Origin of the sequence: Streptomyces racemochromogenes (genome assembly GCF_039535215.1) — a bacterium.
Taxonomy (GTDB): domain Bacteria; phylum Actinomycetota; class Actinomycetes; order Streptomycetales; family Streptomycetaceae; genus Streptomyces; species Streptomyces racemochromogenes.
On the sequence record NZ_BAAAWT010000001.1, the window covers coordinates 3,589,715 to 3,607,290 of the forward strand.

The window sequence follows — 17,576 nt, forward strand, 5'->3', positions numbered from 1 at the left end:
CGGCCGGTGGAGGTGCGCGGGATCGCGCTGCGCGCCGGGGAGTCGTACGAGCTGCGGCTCACCGGGCGCGGGGCGCGCGGGTACGTGTGGACCTGGCAGGTCAGCGGGGACACCGACGCCGTCGCCGTGGCGGAGGCGCCGGGCTCCGCTCCCCCGCGGGCGGAGCCCGGCGCGCCGCTGGCCCGGACGTACGTGGTGCGCGGCCGCCGCCCCGGCGGGCGGGCCCGGATCCGCTTCGCGCAGGTCCGGCCGCCCTACCCCGAGGAGGCCCCGTACGACGAGTTCGTCCTGGACGTGGAGGTCACCGGCGGGGCTTGAGCGCCCAGTGCTGGAAGGCCTCCAGCGGGCCCCGTTCGAAGTACCGCAGCCACAGCCGGGACCCGGCGGCCAGGGCCAGGCCCACCGCCGCCCACAGGCCCATCACCCACCACGGCCCGCTGCCCTCGAACCGGGCGGCCAGCCCGAGCCCGAGGCCGTAGCAGAGCAGTACGCACAGCAGGTTCTGGCCGACGTAGCAGGACAGGGCGGTGCGCCCGACGGAGCCGAGCGCCGCCGCGCCGGGGACGGCGAACCGGTCGAGGGCCCACCCGATGAGGCCGATGTAGCCGACGGCGACGAGCGGGGCGATGCCGTACCGGCCCAGGACGAAGAAGTCGGGGCCGCCCAGCTCGGCGGCGATGCCCAGGGGCAGTCCCAGGCCCAGCCCCCAGCCGGCCATCCGGACGCGGATCCGGCGCCCGGCGGCGGTCGGGCCGAAGGCGCCGGCGCGGTGGAGGCGGACGCCGAGGAGGAAGAGGAACACCAGCAGCCCGAAGGTGAAGACCGGCTCGATGCGCAGGGCCAGGGCGTTGTCGAGCCGGAAGCCGATCTGCTCGGCCCAGCCGCCGTCCGCGTAGAGCCGTACGGCCTCGGGGTCGACCGTCTTGGGGGAGTCGGGGGTGACGGCGTCGGCAAGGGTCACCAGGCCGACCAGGGTCAGGTGGACGCCGGCCGCGACCCACATCGCGACCCGCCGCACCCGCTCGGAGCGGGCCAGCAGCCAGGCCACCAGCAGCGCGGTGACGGCGTACCCCATGAGCACGTCCCAGGCGAAGACCAGGACGAAGTGGACGGTCCCCTCCAGGAAGAGGAACGCGGCCCGCCGCGGGTAGCGGCCGGGCCAGGGATCGCCCCGGCGGGCGGCGGAGTCGTACTGGATGGCCAGGCCCACGCCGAACAGGATCGTCAGCAGCGAGAGGAACTTGCCGTCGGCCAGGAAGCGGAAGGCCGTCTCGGCGATGGTCGCGGCGGACGGGTCGGCGACCGGGTCCGGCAGGCTCAGGCCGCCCTGCAGGACGCTCCACTCGGAGCCGGGCGAGGCGAAGATCCAGACGTTGGTCATGAGCGTGCCGAGGATGGCGGCGCCGCGCAGGACGTCGAGCAGGGGAAGCCGGGACGCGGTCGTGTCCGCCCGGGGTGTGACGAGGGTGTCGGCCATGACTCCAGCGTCCCGGGGCGCACCGCCGGCTTCTTCCTGCCGGTGGAGGAACGCGGACTACACCCTTCGATGCAGTCCCGGCCCCCGGCGTCCACATCGCGGACGGCCTGATCGGTGCATCCCTCATGTATCTATCCTGTGCGCATGCCGCCAGCCACTCCCCCGGCCACCCGCGCCGCCACCGCCGCCGAACGCGTCTACCACCACGTCAAGCAGGGCGTACTGGACCGCCGCTACGAGGGCGGGACCCTGCTCACCGAGGGCGAGCTCGCCGGGGACGTCGGGGTCTCCCGCACCCCCGTCCGCGAGGCCCTCCTGCGGCTGGAGACCGAGGGCCTGCTGCGGCTCTACCCGAAGAAGGGCGCGCTGGTGCTGCCGGTCTCCGCCCAGGAGATCGCCGACGTGGTCGAAACCCGGCTGCTGGTCGAGGAGTTCACCGTACGCAGGGCCGTACCGGCCCCGCCCGCCCTGCTGGAGCGGCTCGCGGAGCTGCTGGCGGAACTGCGGCTGTACGCGGACCGGGGCGACCTCGCCGCGATGACCACCGCCGACCGGTGCTTCCACGCCGAGATCGTCCGCCACGCCGGGAACCAGATCCTCAGCCGGCTCTACGACCAGCTCCGCGACCGGCAGCTGCGGATGGGCGCGGCCCTGCTGCACGCCCACCCCGACCGGGTGGAGCGCACCCTCGACGAGCACGCCGAGATCCTGGACGCCCTGCGCGCCGGGGACGCGGAGGCGGCCGCCGCCGCCGTACGCGGCCACGTGGGCCGGGTCGGCGCCCTGGTGCGGGGCGGCGGTGAGGTCCGGTGAACGCCGAGCCGCCCGGCGGACGGGGAGCCGTCGCCGTCTGGTGCATCGGCGTCGCCGTCTACTTCGTCGCCGTCATCTTCCGCACCAGCCTGGGCGTCGCCGGCCTGGAGGCGGCGGACCGCTTCCACGTCAACGCCTCCGCCCTGTCCGTCTTCTCCCTGCTCCAGCTGCTGGTCTACGCCGGCATGCAGGTCCCCGTCGGCCTGATGGTCGACCGGCTCGGCACCAAGAAGGTGCTCACGCTGGGCGCCGTCCTCTTCACCGCCGGGCAGGTCGGCTTCGCCCTCTCCCCCTCGTACGGCATGGCGCTGGCCGCCCGCGCCCTGCTGGGCTGCGGCGACGCGATGACCTTCATATCCGTGCTCCGGCTCGGCACCCGCTGGTTCCCCGCCCGGCGCGGACCGCTGATGGCGCAGCTGGCCGGGCTCGTGGGGATGGCGGGCAACCTGGTCTCCACCCTGGTGCTGGCGCCCGTCCTGCACGGCCTGGGCTGGGTGCCGGCCTTCGCGGGCAGCGCGGTCGCGGGGCTGATCGTCCTCGTCCCGCTCGTGCTGTTCCTGCGCGACCACCCCGAGGGGCACGAGCCGCCACCCGTGCCGCGGGGCGCGGGGGGCTTCGTACGCCGTCAGATCCGGGACTCCTGGCACGAGCCCGGCACCCGGCTCGGCCTGTGGGTGCACTTCACCACCCAGTTCCCCGCGATGGTCTTCCTGCTGCTGTGGGGCATGCCGTTCCTGGTCGAGGCGCAGGGGCTGCCGCGGACCACCGCGGGCGGGCTGCTCACCCTGGTGGTCGCCGCGAACATGGGCTTCGGCCTGGTCTACGGGCAGCTCATCGGCCGCCGCCCGGGCGCCCGGCTGCCGCTCGCGCTGGGCACGGTCGGCGTCACCGCGCTGCTGTGGGCCTCCGTCCTGGCGTACCCGGGCGGGCGGGCCCCGATGTGGCTGCTGGTCACGCTGTGCGTGGTGCTCGGCACCTGCGGGCCCGCCTCGATGATCGGCTTCGACTTCGCCCGGCCCGCGAACCCGGCCGAACGGCAGGGCACCGCGTCCGGCATCACCAACATGGGCGGCTTCCTCGCCTCCATGACCACCCTGCTGGCGGTCGGCGTCCTGCTCGACGCCACCGGGGACGACTACCGGACCGCCTTCTCGTCGGTGTTCGTGGTGGAACTGCTGGGCCTGACCCAGGTCCTGCGGCTGGCGCCCCGCGCCCTGGCCCGCGAACGCGAGGCGCTCCCCGCCACCGCGGCCGCCGGGAGCGGCCCCCGGCAGGCCGCACGTCCCGCGCCCCGCTGACCGGCCGGGCGGCCGGTCGGCCGGTGCGTCGGCCGGCCCCGGGCCGGCGGCGCTACGGCGTCACGGCGAACGCGCCGAGGATGGCGGCGGCCAGCTCGGCGTCGCCCTCCACCTTGACCCGGTCGGCGACCGTGCGCGGCCGGACCCGGCCCGCGGCCAGCCGTACGTACGTCTCCCAGTCCATGGCCAGCGACACGTCCGGGCCCAGCGAGGGCGTCTTGTCGAGGGTGGCCCGGCCCGCCGCGTCCACCCGTACCGTGCGCAGGAACTCCACCGGTCCGTGCACGTCGATGACCACGGCCGTGTTCGGCGGGGCGCCCGCGCCCTTCGCCACCACCTTCGGCAGCCCGCCGAGGAGCATGTCCCGCGCCACGAACGCGCCCGGCGAGTCCCAGTTCCCCGGAACGCCCAGGGCCGCCCGCAGGTCCTGCTCGTGGATCCAGGTGTCGAAGGCGCGCAGCCGCAGCGCGAACTCCAGCGTGATCTGGTTGCCCTGCGGCCCGCGCACCATCGTGGTGGCCGGATCCCGCTTCTCGTTGCGGAGCTGACGCTGGCGGCGGATGACGGTGTACTCCAGCTCGGAGGTCATCTCGGGGGCGGTGTGGTGGCGCCGGACGTCAACCGGCACCTCCATGTAGCGGGTGAACTCGTCCACCACGTGCCGCAGGTCCCGCGGGAGGGTGTGGATCGGCCGCGGGTCGCCGAGCTGTTCCAGCTCGAGGCCGATGAGGTGGGAGACGATGTCGCGCACTGACCAGCCGGGGCAGGGGGTCGGCAGGTTCCACTGGGCCTCCGGGAGGGGGAGGACCAGCTCGGTTATCGCCTCGATGGAGTGGGTCCACGCGTCGGCATAGGGCTCAAGGGTGGGATGGACGGTCAACGGGACCCCTCGCTGGCTGTTCAGTGGCGCGTTGTGGACTATTCCCAAAACTACGCTGCCGATGAGCACCCCGACAGCGCTTTCGTGTGACGATCGTAGGCCTTGAGTTGACCGGCTGACATGCCAGGACGGTGGTAGTGTGCGCGCCTCTCTGATCCAAATCGCCGTGAACGACGGGGAGTCGGTGGCTTCCCGGCGGCAGCGTGCCGCCGAACTCGTCAGGGAGCAGAGCGGCTCCGATCTGGTCGTGCTGCCCGAACTGTGGACGGTGGGCGCCTTCGCCTACGAGCAGTTCGAGACGGAGGCCGAACCGCTGGACGGCCCGACCTTCGAGATCATGTCCAAGGCGGCCTCCGACGCCGGGGTCTGGCTGCACGCGGGCTCGGTCGTGGAGCGCGCCGGCGACGGCTCCCTCTACAACACCGCCCTCGTGCTGTCCCCGTCCGGGGAGCTCGCCGCGACCTACCGCAAGATCCACCGCTTCGGCTTCGACCAGGGCGAGGCGGTGCTGATGTCCGCCGGCGACTCCCTGACCACGGTGGTCCTGCCGGAGCAGACCCTCGGCCTCGCCACCTGCTACGACCTGCGCTTCCCCGAGCTGTTCCGCGGACTCGTCGACGCCGGCGCCACCACCATGGTCGTCTCCGCGGGCTGGCCGGCCCGGCGGCGCGAACACTGGACGCTGCTGAACCGGGCGCGGGCGGTGGAGGACCAGTCGTACGTACTGGCCTGCGCGACGGCCGGCACGCACGCGGGCGTCGAACAGGCCGGGCACAGCCTGGTGGTGGACCCGTGGGGCGAGGTCCTCGCGGAGGCGGGCCCCGGCGAGGCCGTCCTGACGGTGGACCTGGATCCCGCGAAGGTCGCCGAGACCCGCGAGCAGTTCCCGGCCCTCAAGGACCGCACCCTGGGCCGTCCCTAGCCGTCCGGGGGCTCCGTCCTCACCCGCCGGGGCCCCCGCCCTCCCCGCCCTCCCCGTCCTCCCGTTCCTTTTCGGCCATTCTGATCACGCAGACGGCGAGTGCCACCAGCAGCGCCGCGTCCGCGTCCTCGCGGACCACGTCGACGGCGTACGTCTCGCGGATCCGGTACCACTGGCGGGAGACCAGCGCGAGCAGCTCGCCCTCGTACTCGACCTTGAACTCGCGTTCCAGGATCCGCCCGCTGACGTCGAGTTCGGTGCCCTCGGCCATGGTCACGCGGAAGTGGTTGCGCAGCAGGGAGAGCCGCTTGCGCCGGATCACCGCGAGCCGGACCCCGTCCCGCTCCAGGGTCATCGCGTCCCGCAGGGTGAAGAGCTTCTCCCGCAGCGTCAGCAGGACCCGCCCCTCGGGGTCCTCCAGTTCGAGGGTGTCGCGGAAGCGGAGCGCCTTCCCGTCGACGAGGAAGGCGTGCCGGCCGTCCTCGTCCTCGATCCAGTAGTCGTCCCCGATGGCCAGCACTTTGTCCCGAACGAGGTATTTCATACCGTGATCGTTGCCCGGGATAGCGTGGCCCCATGCCCACGAAGCCCCGCACCCGCCTCCTCTACGTGAGCGACCTCGCCTACCCGGCGCGCGGCCGCCGCTACTGCGACGAGGACATATTCCTCACCGCCCGCCTGCGCGAGCACTTCGACCTGGCCCTGTGCCACCCGCTGGACGCGCGGGCCCTCATGCCGGGCTTCGACGCCGTCGTCGTCCGCAACAGCGGCCCGGTCCTGGGATACCAGCAGGCGTACGACGAGTTCCGCGCCGCCGCCCTCGCCGCCGGGACCCCCGTCTACAACCCGCTCACCGGCCGCGCCGACATGGCCGGCAAGCAGTACCTCCTCGACCTCACCGCCGCCGGCTACCCGGTGATCCCCACCGTGGACGACCCGGCCGACCTGCACCTGCTGCCGCCCGCCGACACGTACGCGGTCAAGCCCAAGCAGGGCGCCGACTCCATCGGCCTCACCTTCACCGCCACCCCGTCGGGCCCGGCGGGGGAGATCCTGATCCAGCCGCGGATCGACTTCGCGTACGAGGTGTCCTTCTACTTCGTCGACGACGCCTTCCAGTACGCCCTGCACGCCCCGGACCCGGCCCGCCGCTGGGAGCTCACCCCGTACGAGCCGACCGCCGAGGACCTGGCCTTCGCCCGCCGCTTCGTCGACTGGAACACCCTCGACCACGGCATCCAGCGCGTGGACGCCTGCCGCGCCCCCTCGGGCGAGCTCCTCCTGGTCGAACTGGAGGACCTCAACCCGTACCTCTCCCTGACCCTCCTCCCGGAACCCACCCGCACATCCTTCGTGAACGCCCTGACCCACTCGCTGCGCGCCTTCACCGGCGCCTCCTAGAGCCTGCTGGTGTCGAGCTGCGTGGCTCGCCGCGCGGGCAACCCGTGTGTCGGGGCGTCGGCGTTGGCCGGAGCGGTTGACCAGTACGTGACGGGAACAGACCCGGAGCCCGTACCGGCAGCCGGCATCGGTCGAGCGCGCCCAGGGAGGGCCTCAGTCACCGACCTGGTGTTCCACGCGGTGGCGGATGTACCCGTCCGGATGGGACCGGGCTATCGCCACGGCCGCGTCCACCAGGTCGTGCAGCTCCGGCGGATATGCCGACTTTCCAAGCGGCAGGCCCGGCAGGATGCAGCGCCGGACGTCCAGGTGCTCGTTGCTCACGAACTCGCGTAGCGCGGTTTCGTACCACTCGGCCACCACGGCCGGGGCGTCGTCGGGCTCCGCCGGACCGGTGGCTGTGGGGTGTTCCGCCCGTACGGTGGGCATGCGCAGGGGTAGAGCCGACCAGTACCAGGCATTCGCCGCGCCCGCCCGCTCGACGTCCGTGCCGGCCCGCAGGTATCCGAGTAGCGAGGCCTGGACCCGCCTGCGCCCGAACGCGTTCAGCGCCGGCTCGAGGAAATGGCGGTTGAAGCTCGGGTCGGGGTCGTAGACGGCTGCCTTGATCAGCGTCTGGAAGGACTCCTCGGAAAGGATCAGGCTCCGGCGGCAGGCCTTGTACAGCGCCGTCCGAGCCTGGTTCACCCAGGTCCGTGGATCGCCGGGCTGCGGCTCGTGAGCGACATCGAGCCCGAGGACCCGGACGACCTCCGCCACGCATCCGGCGAACACCTCCCTACGGTCCTCCACCGGCCCCGGCAGCGCCAGGAACCCCTGAACCGCCGGCGCCGTCTCGCCGGCAGTCGTCTCGTCCTCGTCCGTAGCCAACCTGCGGTCCCCTGTCGTAGGTCCTGCCGTACACGTGTGATCCGACGTTCATACCAGGATGGCAAGCTTGAAGGATGAACGATGCTGCCCCGGCGCCCACCCCCGCGCCTGCGCCCCGCCGCCGTGCCCGTGTCCGTGCCCCCGAGCTGATCGGCAAGGGGGGCTGGCTGAACACCGGTGGGAAAGAGCTCACCCTCGCTGACCTGCGCGGTCGCGTGGTCATTCTCGATTTTTGGACCTTCTGCTGCATCAACTGCCTGCACGTCCTCGACGAGCTGCGGGAGCTGGAGGAGAAGCACCGGGACACCGTGGTGATCATCGGCGTGCATTCGCCGAAGTTCGTCCACGAGGCCGAGCACGCCGCCGTCGTCGACGCCGTCGAGCGGTACGAGGTGCACCACCCCGTGCTCGACGATCCCGAGCTCGCGACGTGGAAGCAGTACGCCGTGCGGGCCTGGCCCACGCTCGTGGTGATCGACCCCGAGGGGTACGTCGTCGCGCAGCACGCCGGTGAGGGGCACGCGCACGCCATCGCGCGGCTGGTCGAGGAGCTGGAGGCCGAGCACGAGGCCAAGGGGACGCTGCGGCGCGGCGACGGGCCCTACGTGGCGCCCGAGCCCGTCGCCACCGACCTGCGCTTCCCCGGGAAGGCGGTCGTGCTGCCCTCCGGGAACCTGCTGGTGAGCGATTCCACGCGGCACCAGCTGGTGGAGCTGGAGGCCGACGGGGAGACCGTCGTACGCCGGATCGGCAGCGGGGAGCGCGGCTTCGGGCCGGACGCCTTCAGCGAGCCGCAGGGGCTGGCGCTGCTGCCCGACGGGCGGGTCGTGGTGGCCGACACCGTCAACCACGCGCTGCGGGTCCTCGACCCGCGGACGGGCGCCGTCGAGACCGTCGCCGGGACCGGGCGGCAGTGGTGGCAGGGGTCCCCGACCTCCGGGCCGGCGCTGGAGGTGGACCTGTCCTCGCCGTGGGACGTCGCCTGGTGGCAGGGCCGGGTGTGGATCGCCATGGCCGGCGTGCACCAGCTGTGGACCTGGGACCCGGAGTCGGGCACCGTCGGCGTCGCCGCCGGGACGACGAACGAGGGGCTCGTGGACGGGCCGGCCGCCGAGGCCTGGTTCGCGCAGCCGTCGGGGCTCGCGGCCGCCGGGGACCGGCTTTGGGTCGCGGACTCCGAGACCAGCGCCCTGCGGTGGGTGGAGCCCGCCGAGGACGGCTACGTGATCCGCTCCGCCGTCGGGACCGGCCTGTTCGACTTCGGGCACCGGGACGGCGACGCCGCCCAGGCGCTGCTCCAGCACCCGCTCGGGGTGACCGCGCTGCCGGACGGCTCGGTCGCGGTCTGCGACACGTACAACCACGCCCTGCGGCGCTACGACCCGGCCACCGGCCAGGTCTCCACCCTCGCCACCGACCTGCGCGAGCCCAGCGCCGCCGTGCTGGCCGGCGAGGACATCGTGGTGGTGGAGTCCGCCCGGCACCGGCTGACCCGGCTGCGCCTTCCGGAGGAGGCCGTACGCGTGGACGCGGTCGCCCACCGCACCCAGCGGGCGGCCACCGAGGTGGCCCCCGGCACGCTGCGCCTGGACGTGGTCTTCCAGGCCCCGGCCGGCCAGAAGCTGGACACCCGCTACGGGCCGTCCACCCGGCTGTTGGTCTCCTCGACCCCGCCGGAGCTGCTGGCGGAGGGCGAGGGGGCCGGCACGGACCTGTTCCGGGACCTGGTGCTGAACCCGGCCGTCACCGAAGGGGTGCTGCACGTCTCGGCGATGGCCGCGTCCTGCGACGACGACCCGGCCAACGAGTACCCGGCCTGCCACGTCCACCAGCAGGACTGGGGCGTCCCGGTCGTCGTCACGGCCGCCGGCGCCGCACGCCTGCCGCTGGTCCTGGCGGGCATGGACGCCCAATAGCGGACGGGGGCGGGACCGGGGCCCGGCCCCGCCCCTCAGGGTCAGTCGTCCTCCTGCTGCGCCTCCTCGTCCGGAGCGCTCCTGCGGCGGAGGTTCTCAATGTCCGTCTGCAGGCCCACCAGCGACTTGAGGAGATCGTCTAGGACGCCCTGCGGGATGATCGGGGTATGGCCACCGACCTCGGGTTCCAGCAAGTGGAGCCGGTCGAGGGCGTCACGGGCCAGGGACACGCCCTGCCGCAGCACCTGCCGCTGCTCCGCGGCCTTCTGGCTGGCCGGGCGAGTATCCGCGTCCGTGTACGCGTCGGCGTCCGCGTCTTCGCCGTCCGGTGATCCGGTTTCGGGCGCAGATTCGCTCGTGTCCTGCTCGCCGCTCCCGATGCCTTCGTTCCCGGCGTCCTCCTGCACCGTGTCCGAGGGGTCGGGGTGGGCCTTACGGGCGCGTTCCGGGTTGGAGGCCCAGACCACGTCCCACTGGAGGAGGGGCTCCGGCACTCCGTCAGCGTCCAGGGCGATCTTGTCGGGCTGTGCGAGGTCGGTCCTGAAGTGGATGTAGGAGGGTCCGGCTCCGGCCGCGGACCTCTCCTTCTGGACCAGTTGGCGCAGGGTCACCGCGTTGGTGGGCAGCGCGTCGCTCCGGAACCGGTTCGCCGCCAGGGCGAGGGTCCACAGCCCGAGTTCGTTGTTCTGCTGGGACAGGTCCTCCACGATCTGGTTGACGTCGGCCCGGAAGGGGACACCTCCCTTCTCCTTGGCAGCCATCAACGCCGAACCGACGTTCCGGGTCAGCAGCTTGTCTGCGATGAGCGCAATGCCCCCGGCGACGGCCAGGGTGCAGCGCGCGTTTCTGTCACCGGCGAGGGCGGGACCCACGAGAGTCGTGAAGTCCTCCGTCGGGACGGGTTCCCATTCCCTGGTCACGTCGCCGGTGAGAACACCTCCGTTGTTCCAGGCATTGCGCGCCTGCGTGGTGACGAGCTTCTTGTGGCTGCGCCAGGGCACGTCGATCAGCGGGCCGAGGAGTTCGGCGAACCCCTTCAGCCCCATTCGCTTGCCACCCTTGATCGTCTTGGCCTGGTCCTTCAGCAACTCCAGCAGTTCGGGCCGGGTAAGGGCGTGCACCAGGTAGATGCTGCGCCACAGCGCGGTGCCGGGCGGGTTGCCGGGAAAGACCTCAGGGATCTCCGAGAGCGGCATGCGTCCGACGGCGAGCCCGTAAATGGTCTGGAGATCGCTCGGCGCGACTCGGGCATTGCCCTGCTGGATCACTCGCTTCAGCGCGCGGGTTGCGACCTCCATGTTCTGGGCGGCCATGTCCCACTGCTTGAACTCGACGTGCACCGAAGCGAGTACCGACCGGATGGCATCGTCGAAAATGTCCTCGGCCGCCAGCAACCGGCCCGCGTGGGCGTCCACCCCCACCGCGATCTGGGCAGGCAGGACAGAGGTCTGGGCGATCTGGGCCGCCCGGATCCCGGGCTCCGCCTGTGCCAACTCACGGCCGAACTCCTCACGCAGACCGAGGCGCCACCGTTCGCGCACGGTGGCCAAGCGCTGCCCGAGGGGGAGGCCCCCGGGCGGGGTCGCGGACACCTTCCCGAAGAGGGCGTCCACCGCCACCGTGGCTGCTTCGGCAGGGTCGGAGGAAGGGCCGGCCAAGACCGACCAGGCGCTGGCCAGCCGGGTGATTCCGTCCCGGACGACCACGCCGTGGAAGGACTCCGTGCCGTCCTCGAACGCGATCTCGACCGGGTGCGTGATCAGGTTACGGGTGACTTTGCGGGCGAGGATCGACGGGGCGTAGCTGTTGAGCGACAGGGTGCCGTGGATCGTCTGCCAGACGTGGTTCTTCAGGTGTTCGAGGTCCCGGTAGAGGTACCTGACAATCGAGCACGGACGGTCGCCCTGGGTGATGCCCTGGACCTGCGGGTCCGGGATCTCCATCACCTCCATGCCCGTGCGGGGCTGGATGCCCGGGAAGAGTTCGCTCAGGTGGACCCGGGTGACGAGAGACCGCAGCGTCGCCCCGTCGACGTTCTCCTCCATCAGGAGACCACCACTCTTCTGGTCGGTGGTGCGCAGCTGTACCACGACGCCGTCGGGGGCGGTCGTGGCCTGTGCCAGTGCCTTCCAGGCGCCTTCGGGCAGAAGGGCCGTGCGGTTGGCCAGGCCCGTCTGGACTATGTCGGCGCGGTCGGATTCCTCACCGGGGGCGGGCAGGGCGTGCTCGATGTTCGAGACGAGGACGTCGTCGGATCCCCAGCGGACCGTCAGGGTCGTGGGCGTCTGCAGGGACATGGGCAAGGGCCTCCGTGAAGGTGAAGAGCAGAGGGTGAGCGGCGGCGCGGGCGGGCCGGGGTGGCGCCCCCGCCCGGGCCGGCCGGGTGTCAGAGCGGGAAGGGCTGGGCCGAGAAGGGCAGGTAGGTGGAGAGGGGATCCGAGCGGAAGCGGAGGTTCTGCTGCGGCTTCCGGTGCAGGAACGCGGCGTACGCCGGGAACGCGGCCGCCTCCAGCAGCCATGAGACGTCGGCGCTGTCGAGGGACCGGGTGTAGGGGAAACGAGCGTTGGCGGGCCCGTCGGCGGGGCGCGCCGTAAACCAGGAGGGACGCAGCACACCCGCGCGGACGAGGGCGATCCCCCACGTCTGCGCCCGGCGGTGCGAGGCCTCCAGCCGTTCGAGGGCCTGCTCGGCGATCTCGTGGGAGTGGGTGTTGGCCCGGGACATCGTGGCGACGGAGGTCCCCGGCATGGATGCCACCGCTTCGAGGGCCCGGGTGAAGACCCGCCGGTACTTGCGCCGCTCGGAGGGGTTGGGGCCGCGCGACGCGGATCCCGCGCGGCCGCGGCCGTTCGCCAGTTCGCTCGCGTCGAGCTGGTCACCGCGCTTGATGCGCACGCTGTCGTCCACGTACAGCTCCTCGCGGAAATCCGTCCAAGGCTGGGTGGCCGCCCCGAGACCGTCGTACGAGGTGTGCAGGACGGCCGCGGTTCCGACAGCGAGGTCGCCCGAGGGGGCGACGACGTGGACGTCGCCGGAGAAGGTCTCGGTTGATCCGAGAGTGACGACTGTGAATCGGGGAGCGCTGAGGGAATGCTCGCCGCCGGCGGCGAGCGGATGATCGATCGTCAAAGGCATGGCGCGACGCTCCAGTGTGTCGGTGAGATGTACTGGAGCCTCGACGACAGGCGCGGGCTCGCGGATCACGAGCTGATGGAGCCCTTGCGCCGCTTATTGAAGATTACGAGCAACCAACTTCCGATTCAAGCGTGTTGGCTTATTGTCTGACGGGTCGACAGTTTTTGCAGGTCAGGGCAGGTAGTCCCTCATGGCGGGGTAGTTGTGACTTCCGAGGGCGGAGTGTTCGAGCATGTCGAACTTGTCCAGCCGGGCCACGGATGAGGCGATTTGTACTGCCTGGCCGATCGAGCTGTCCTTCTGGATGACGAAAACGAACTCGTTCTCCGAGGTGGGAAGGCGGCGGGGGAGCGTGATGAGTCCCTGCTCCGCCAGTTCGGTGGTGATCTGGTCACAGAACTCCCTGCTGAGCCGATCTCGTTCGGGGTCTGCGTACTTCTTGATGAAGCGCATCGACAGCCGCTTTATGCCGTGGTCCACCTCGACGGCGTTTGCGATAACGGTGAAGTCCATAACGCAGTACGTTACTTAGTTAATTACACTGCTATCAATAGCTGTTGGGAACTTGGTGCCTGGCCTGCGGAAATACGGTAGAACCCCGCCCAGGACGCCGGTCCGGAGCGGGGGTCTGGGCGAGCGGGCGTTGCCGCTCAGCCCTCCAGGAACGCCAGCAGGGCGTTCGCGAGGAGGAACGGGTCGTCGGAGCCGCAGAGTTCGCGGGCCGAGTGCATCGACAGGATCGCCACGCCGATGTCGACGGTCTGGATGCCGTGGCGGGCGGCGGTGATCGGGCCGATCGTCGTGCCGCACGGCATGGAGTTGTTGGAGACGAAGGTCTGCCACGGCACCCCGGCCCGCTCGCAGGCCGCGGCGAACACCGCGCGGCCGCTGCCGTCGGTGGCGTAGCGCTGGTTGACGTTGACCTTCAGGATGGGGCCGCCGTTGACGCGCGGGTGGTGCGAAGGGTCGTGCCGCTCCGTGTAGTTGGGGTGGACCGCGTGTCCGGTGTCCGAGGAGAGGCAGATGGTGGCGGCGAAGGCGCGGGCCTTGTCCTCGTACGTGCCGCCGCGCGAGAAGACTGAACGTTCCAGCACGTTGCCCAGCAGGGGGCCGTCGGCGCCGGTGTCCGACTGGGAGCCGTTCTCCTCGTGGTCGAAGGCGGCCAGGACCGGGATGTGGTCCAGGCCCTCGGAGGCGGACACCGCGGCGAGGGCGGCGACGCCGGCGTGCACCGACAGCAGGTTGTCCATGCGCGGACCGGCCAGCAGTTCGCGGTCGCGGCCCAGGTAGGCGGGCGGCTCGATCGAGTGGACCATCAGGTCCCAGCCGGCCACCGAGCCCTGCGGCAGGTCCTCTTCCTCCTCCAGGAAGGCGATGAGGTCGCCCTCGCGGGCCTCGCCCAGGCCCCAGATCGGCTGCATGTGCCGCTGCTTGTCGAGCTTGAGGCCGTCCGTGTTGACGGAGCGGTCCAGGTGCACGGCGAGCTGCGGGACGCGCAGCAGGGCGCGGTCCACGTTCACCAGGCGCTCGGTGCCGTCGCGCAGGGTCAGCCGGCCGGCGAGGCCGAGGTCGCGGTCGAGCCAGGTGTTGAGCAGGGTCCCGCCGTAGATCTCCACGGCGACCTGGCGCCAGCCCTGCGAGCCGGTGTCGGGTACGGGCTTGACCCGCAGGTTGGGGGAGTCGGTGTGGGCGCCGATGATCCGGAAGGGGGTGTGGGCGGCCGCGCCCTCGGGCACGTACCAGGCGATGAGCGCGCCGCCGCGCAGGACGAACCTGCCCCCCGTGCCCGAGTCCCAGGCGTCCGATTCCGACAGCTGCCTGAAGCCCGCCTTCTCCAGCCGCTCCGCCGCGTTCGCCACTGCGTGGTACGGCGACGGACTGGCCGTCAGGTAGGTCATCAGATCGTCGGTGTGGCCGCGGTCGAAGCGGGCGGGAGAGCTCATGTGGTTCACCTTAACGACGGTCGTGTTCGCCTTGGCCGGACTGCGGCGGATAGCCGAAAGGTCGAGGACACGGGGGGTTTGCCCCGCGGTCCCGTCGTTCTCAGCCCGGCGGACGCTCGAATCTGCGGTGCAGTTGTCTGCGCTCGCCCCGGCGGATGCGGGGGAGCATCTCGGGGGTCTGCGGCGGGCGCTGCGCGCGTCTCTTGCGTCCGGCGCAGAAGATACAGGCCTCGCCCGGCGGGGCATCGGGGTCGATCGGCGCGCCGGGGTGCTCGGAGCATCCGGACGCGTTGCGCGGCCGCGACAGCTCCCGGGCCACGATGAAGGCCCGGTGGAGGTCGTCCGCGATGCGCACGAAGTCCTGGTCGGGGGAGCCGAGCGTGAGGTGGAAGCGCTGCTCGTCGATCACGCGCAGGTAGTGGCGCAGGACGTCGAGGGTGTACGGGGGGTCGGGCACGGGGTACCCGAGGCGCCGCTGCTCGCCCGCGGGGGCGGGGCCCGCGGGCCGGCCGCCCTGCAGGCGCCGGCCGAGGCGGCGGCGGTCGTTGCAGATGAGGCAGCGGCCCCAGCCTTCGGGCGCCTCGGGGTCGAGGGCGCCGTTGGGGTGCTCGGGGCAGCCGGTGTAGCTCTTGGCGGGGGCCAGGCCCGCCGCCGTCTGGAAGGCCACGTACAGGGCGTCGGCCACCGGGTCGTACTCGGCGGGGTGGGCGCCGTCGTAGAGCTCCTTGATCCGGTCGCCGAGCGCGCCCACGTTGGCCTGGAGCTCCTTGAGGGCGTACGGGCGCCCCGTGGGGACGGAATACCCCCTGCTGCCGTGCTGCTCCTGTGGACTCATGTCTACGAGCGTGCCACGAACCACCGACAACGGCCGAAACGGCCCGACAGCAGTGGCCGGACCCCCGCCAGGGAGGGTCCGGCCACTGTGCGTACGTACACCGCGTACGTCTGGTGTCGGCGAGGCGGCGTGCCTTAGAAGGCGGCCTCGTCGAGGTCCATGAGGGAGTTGTCGACGGCCTCGGCCAGCGCGCGCTGGACCGAGACGCCGGGCAGGACCTGGCCGGCGAAGAACTTCGCGGCGGCGATCTTGCCGGTGTAGAAGGCGGCGTCCTTGGCGGAGGCGCCCTCCAGCTTGCCGGCGGCCACGGCGGCACCGCGCAGCAGCAGGTAGCCGACGACGACGTCACCGGAGGCCATGAGCAGGCGGGTGGTGTTCTGGCCGACCTTGTAGATGTTCTTGACGTCCTCGCCGGTGGCGGTGAGGTCGACGATCATCTGGCCGACGATGGCCTCCAGGTCCACGGCGGCCTTGGCGAGGGCGTCGCGGGCGGGGGCGAGGTCCTCGCCGCCGGGGCCCTCGGCGAGGAACTTCTTGATCGTCTCGGAGAGGATGTTCAGCGAGGCGCCCTGGTCGCGGACGATCTTCCGGAAGAAGAAGTCCTGGCCCTGGATGGCCGTGGTGCCCTCGTAGAGGGTGTCGATCTTGGCGTCGCGGATGTACTGCTCGATCGGGTACTCCTGCAGGTAGCCGGAGCCGCCGAAGGTCTGCAGGGACTGGGCGAGCTGCTCGTAGGACTTCTCCGAGCCGTAGCCCTTGACGATCGGCAGGAGCAGGTCGTTGAGGCCGATCTCGGCGGAGGCGTCCTCGCCGGCGGCCTGCTTGAGGGCGATCTCGTCCTGGACGGAGGCCGTGTAGAGCACCAGGGCGCGCATGCCCTCGGCGTAGGCCTTCTGCGTCATCAGCGAGCGGCGCACGTCGGGGTGGTGCGTGATGGTGACCTTGGGCGCGGTCTTGTCCATGAAGTTCGCGAGGTCGGGGCCCTGCACGCGCTCCTTGGCGTACTCCAGGGCGTTCAGGTAGCCCGTGGAGAGCGTCGCGATGGCCTTCGTGCCGACCATCATGCGGGCGAACTCGATGATCATGAACATCTGGCGGATGCCGTCGTGCTTGTCACCGATCAGCCAGCCCTTGGCGGGGTGCTGGTCGCCGAAGGTCATCTCGCACGTGTTGGAGGCCTTGAGGCCCATCTTGTGCTCGACGTTGGTGGCGTAGACGCCGTTGCGCTCGCCCAGCTCGCCGGTCTCCCAGTCGAAGTGGAACTTCGGGACGAGGAAGAGGGACAGGCCCTTGGTGCCCGGGCCGTGGCCCTCGGGGCGGGCGAGGACGTAGTGGAGGATGTTCTCCTCCATGTCGTGCTCACCGGAGGTGATGAAGCGCTTCACGCCCTCGATGTGCCAGGAGCCGTCCTCCTGCTGGACGGCCTTGGTGCGGCCGGCGCCCACGTCCGAGCCGGCGTCCGGCTCGGTGAGGACCATGGTGGAGCCCCAGCGCTTCTCGACGGCGATCTGCGCGATGCGCTTCTGGGCCTCGTTGCCCTCCTCGTGGAGGACGCCCGCGAAGGCCGGGCCGGAGGAGTACATCCAGATGGCCGGGTTGGAGCCGAGGAGCAGCTCCGCGTACGCCCAGATGAGGGAGCGGGGCGAGGTGGTGCCGCCGATCTCCTCGGGCAGGCCCAGGCGCCAGTACTCCGAGTCCATGAAGGCCTCGTAGGACTTCTTGAAGGAGGCCGGGACCGGGGCGGTGTTGGTGGCCGGGTCGAAGACCGGCGGGTTGCGGTCGGCGTCCGCGAAGGACTCCGCGAGCTCGTTCTCCGCGAGGCGGGCGATCTCGGACAGGATGCTCTTGGCGGTCTCGGTGTCCATCTCGCCGAACGGGCCGGTGCCGTACAGCTTGTCGCGGCCGAGCACCTCGAAGAGGTTGAACTCGATGTCGCGGAGATTCGACTTGTAGTGCCCCATGGCGACGGCTCCGTTAAGGCTCGGGGAGACAGGTTCCTCGTACATACCAATCGGTAACGTCATGATGCTACCCGCCGGTAATAAGAATCAACCCTCAGTTGACCACTGTGACCAGCATCAAGCG

At 71.4% G+C, this 17,576-nt stretch carries 16 protein-coding genes; 6 read left to right on the forward strand and 10 right to left on the reverse strand.

Annotated features, from left to right (window positions below; genetic code table 11):
• Window positions 1-6: 6 nt before the first annotated feature.
• Window positions 7-318: a protease inhibitor I42 family protein gene (locus tag ABD973_RS16535; protein ID WP_125595463.1), complete on the forward strand. Its 312-nt coding sequence runs from the start codon at window positions 7-9 to the stop codon at window positions 316-318.
• Here the strand turns inward: ABD973_RS16535 and ABD973_RS16540 are convergent.
• Window positions 302-1,477, reverse strand: a complete 1,176-nt coding sequence (locus ABD973_RS16540; RefSeq protein ID WP_345500588.1) for a DUF418 domain-containing protein — start codon at window positions 1,475-1,477, stop codon at window positions 302-304. The two genes, ABD973_RS16535 and ABD973_RS16540, sit on opposite strands and share 17 nt — an antisense overlap.
• A 144-nt stretch (window positions 1,478-1,621) precedes the next feature.
• Here ABD973_RS16540 and ABD973_RS16545 point away from each other — a divergent pair, with 144 nt between their 5' ends.
• Window positions 1,622-2,290 (forward strand): GntR family transcriptional regulator, encoded by a 669-nt coding sequence (locus tag ABD973_RS16545; protein WP_125821680.1) that lies wholly within the window; start codon window positions 1,622-1,624, stop codon window positions 2,288-2,290.
• Window positions 2,287-3,588, forward strand: coding sequence for an MFS transporter (locus tag ABD973_RS16550; protein WP_125821679.1), 1,302 nt, complete (start codon window positions 2,287-2,289; stop codon window positions 3,586-3,588). Before ABD973_RS16545 ends, ABD973_RS16550 begins: the two co-directional genes overlap by 4 nt.
• 52 nt (window positions 3,589-3,640) lie before the next feature.
• Here the strand turns inward: ABD973_RS16550 and ABD973_RS16555 are convergent, their stop codons facing one another.
• On the reverse strand, window positions 3,641-4,468 hold the full coding sequence (locus ABD973_RS16555; protein ID WP_125821678.1) for a maleylpyruvate isomerase family mycothiol-dependent enzyme: 828 nt from the start codon (window positions 4,466-4,468) through the stop codon (window positions 3,641-3,643).
• 139 nt (window positions 4,469-4,607) lie between these two features.
• Here ABD973_RS16555 and ABD973_RS16560 point away from each other — a divergent pair, with 139 nt between their 5' ends.
• Window positions 4,608-5,390: a carbon-nitrogen family hydrolase gene (locus ABD973_RS16560; protein ID WP_125821677.1), complete on the forward strand. Its 783-nt coding sequence runs from the start codon at window positions 4,608-4,610 to the stop codon at window positions 5,388-5,390.
• A gap of 19 nt (window positions 5,391-5,409) precedes the next feature.
• Here the strand turns inward: ABD973_RS16560 and ABD973_RS16565 are convergent, their stop codons facing one another.
• Window positions 5,410-5,934, reverse strand: coding sequence for an LURP-one-related/scramblase family protein (locus ABD973_RS16565; RefSeq protein WP_345500593.1), 525 nt, complete (start codon window positions 5,932-5,934; stop codon window positions 5,410-5,412).
• A 32-nt stretch (window positions 5,935-5,966) separates the two neighbouring features.
• Between ABD973_RS16565 and ABD973_RS16570 the strand changes: the two genes are divergently transcribed.
• Window positions 5,967-6,791, forward strand: coding sequence for an ATP-grasp domain-containing protein (locus tag ABD973_RS16570; protein ID WP_345500595.1), 825 nt, complete (start codon window positions 5,967-5,969; stop codon window positions 6,789-6,791).
• A gap of 153 nt (window positions 6,792-6,944) precedes the next feature.
• On the opposite strand, the gene ABD973_RS16575 is transcribed toward ABD973_RS16570, so the two are convergent.
• Window positions 6,945-7,661: a hypothetical protein gene (locus tag ABD973_RS16575; RefSeq protein WP_345500597.1), complete on the reverse strand. Its 717-nt coding sequence runs from the start codon at window positions 7,659-7,661 to the stop codon at window positions 6,945-6,947.
• A 74-nt stretch (window positions 7,662-7,735) separates the two neighbouring features.
• Here ABD973_RS16575 and ABD973_RS16580 point away from each other — a divergent pair, with 74 nt between their 5' ends.
• Entirely contained in the window at window positions 7,736-9,577 is a 1,842-nt protein-coding gene (locus ABD973_RS16580) for an NHL domain-containing thioredoxin family protein (RefSeq protein WP_345500599.1), read from the forward strand.
• Window positions 9,578-9,618: 41 nt separating this feature from the next.
• Here ABD973_RS16580 and ABD973_RS16585 read toward each other — a convergent pair whose 3' ends face one another.
• From ABD973_RS16585 to ABD973_RS16610, 6 genes are all read right to left on the reverse strand, one after another.
• Window positions 9,619-11,874, reverse strand: a complete 2,256-nt coding sequence (locus tag ABD973_RS16585) for a hypothetical protein (protein ID WP_345500601.1) — start codon at window positions 11,872-11,874, stop codon at window positions 9,619-9,621.
• A gap of 89 nt (window positions 11,875-11,963) precedes the next feature.
• Entirely contained in the window at window positions 11,964-12,713 is a 750-nt protein-coding gene (locus tag ABD973_RS16590) for a hypothetical protein (protein WP_345500604.1), read from the reverse strand.
• Window positions 12,714-12,884: 171 nt separating this feature from the next.
• Window positions 12,885-13,226, reverse strand: a complete 342-nt coding sequence (locus ABD973_RS16595; RefSeq protein WP_345500606.1) for a hypothetical protein — start codon at window positions 13,224-13,226, stop codon at window positions 12,885-12,887.
• 137 nt (window positions 13,227-13,363) lie between these two features.
• Entirely contained in the window at window positions 13,364-14,656 is a 1,293-nt protein-coding gene (locus ABD973_RS16600) for a M18 family aminopeptidase (RefSeq protein ID WP_345500608.1), read from the reverse strand.
• Between the two features lie 100 nt (window positions 14,657-14,756).
• Window positions 14,757-15,491 (reverse strand): hypothetical protein, encoded by a 735-nt coding sequence (locus tag ABD973_RS16605; RefSeq protein ID WP_125595453.1) that lies wholly within the window; start codon window positions 15,489-15,491, stop codon window positions 14,757-14,759.
• Between the two features lie 134 nt (window positions 15,492-15,625).
• A complete protein-coding gene (locus tag ABD973_RS16610) occupies window positions 15,626-17,452 on the reverse strand; it encodes an acyl-CoA dehydrogenase (RefSeq protein ID WP_125595465.1) in 1,827 nt (608 codons plus the stop codon).
• Between the last annotated feature and the right edge of the window lie 124 nt (window positions 17,453-17,576).

What these genes read in the sequence shown, in the direction of transcription:
- ABD973_RS16540 (WP_345500588.1), bottom strand. Translation starts at nt 1,477, where the DNA reads ATGGCCGACACCCTCGTCACACCCCGGGCGGACACGACCGCGTCCCGG.
- ABD973_RS16610 (WP_125595465.1), bottom strand. Translation starts at nt 17,452, where the DNA reads ATGGGGCACTACAAGTCGAATCTCCGCGACATCGAGTTCAACCTCTTC.
- ABD973_RS16585 (WP_345500601.1), bottom strand. Translation starts at nt 11,874, where the DNA reads ATGTCCCTGCAGACGCCCACGACCCTGACGGTCCGCTGGGGATCCGAC.
- ABD973_RS16545 (WP_125821680.1), top strand. Translation starts at nt 1,622, where the DNA reads ATGCCGCCAGCCACTCCCCCGGCCACCCGCGCCGCCACCGCCGCCGAA.
- ABD973_RS16580 (WP_345500599.1), top strand. Translation starts at nt 7,736, where the DNA reads ATGAACGATGCTGCCCCGGCGCCCACCCCCGCGCCTGCGCCCCGCCGC.
- ABD973_RS16565 (WP_345500593.1), bottom strand. Translation starts at nt 5,934, where the DNA reads ATGAAATACCTCGTTCGGGACAAAGTGCTGGCCATCGGGGACGACTAC.
- ABD973_RS16605 (WP_125595453.1), bottom strand. Translation starts at nt 15,491, where the DNA reads ATGAGTCCACAGGAGCAGCACGGCAGCAGGGGGTATTCCGTCCCCACG.
- ABD973_RS16570 (WP_345500595.1), top strand. Translation starts at nt 5,967, where the DNA reads ATGCCCACGAAGCCCCGCACCCGCCTCCTCTACGTGAGCGACCTCGCC.
- ABD973_RS16600 (WP_345500608.1), bottom strand. Translation starts at nt 14,656, where the DNA reads ATGAGCTCTCCCGCCCGCTTCGACCGCGGCCACACCGACGATCTGATG.
- ABD973_RS16590 (WP_345500604.1), bottom strand. Translation starts at nt 12,713, where the DNA reads ATGCCTTTGACGATCGATCATCCGCTCGCCGCCGGCGGCGAGCATTCC.
- ABD973_RS16595 (WP_345500606.1), bottom strand. Translation starts at nt 13,226, where the DNA reads ATGGACTTCACCGTTATCGCAAACGCCGTCGAGGTGGACCACGGCATA.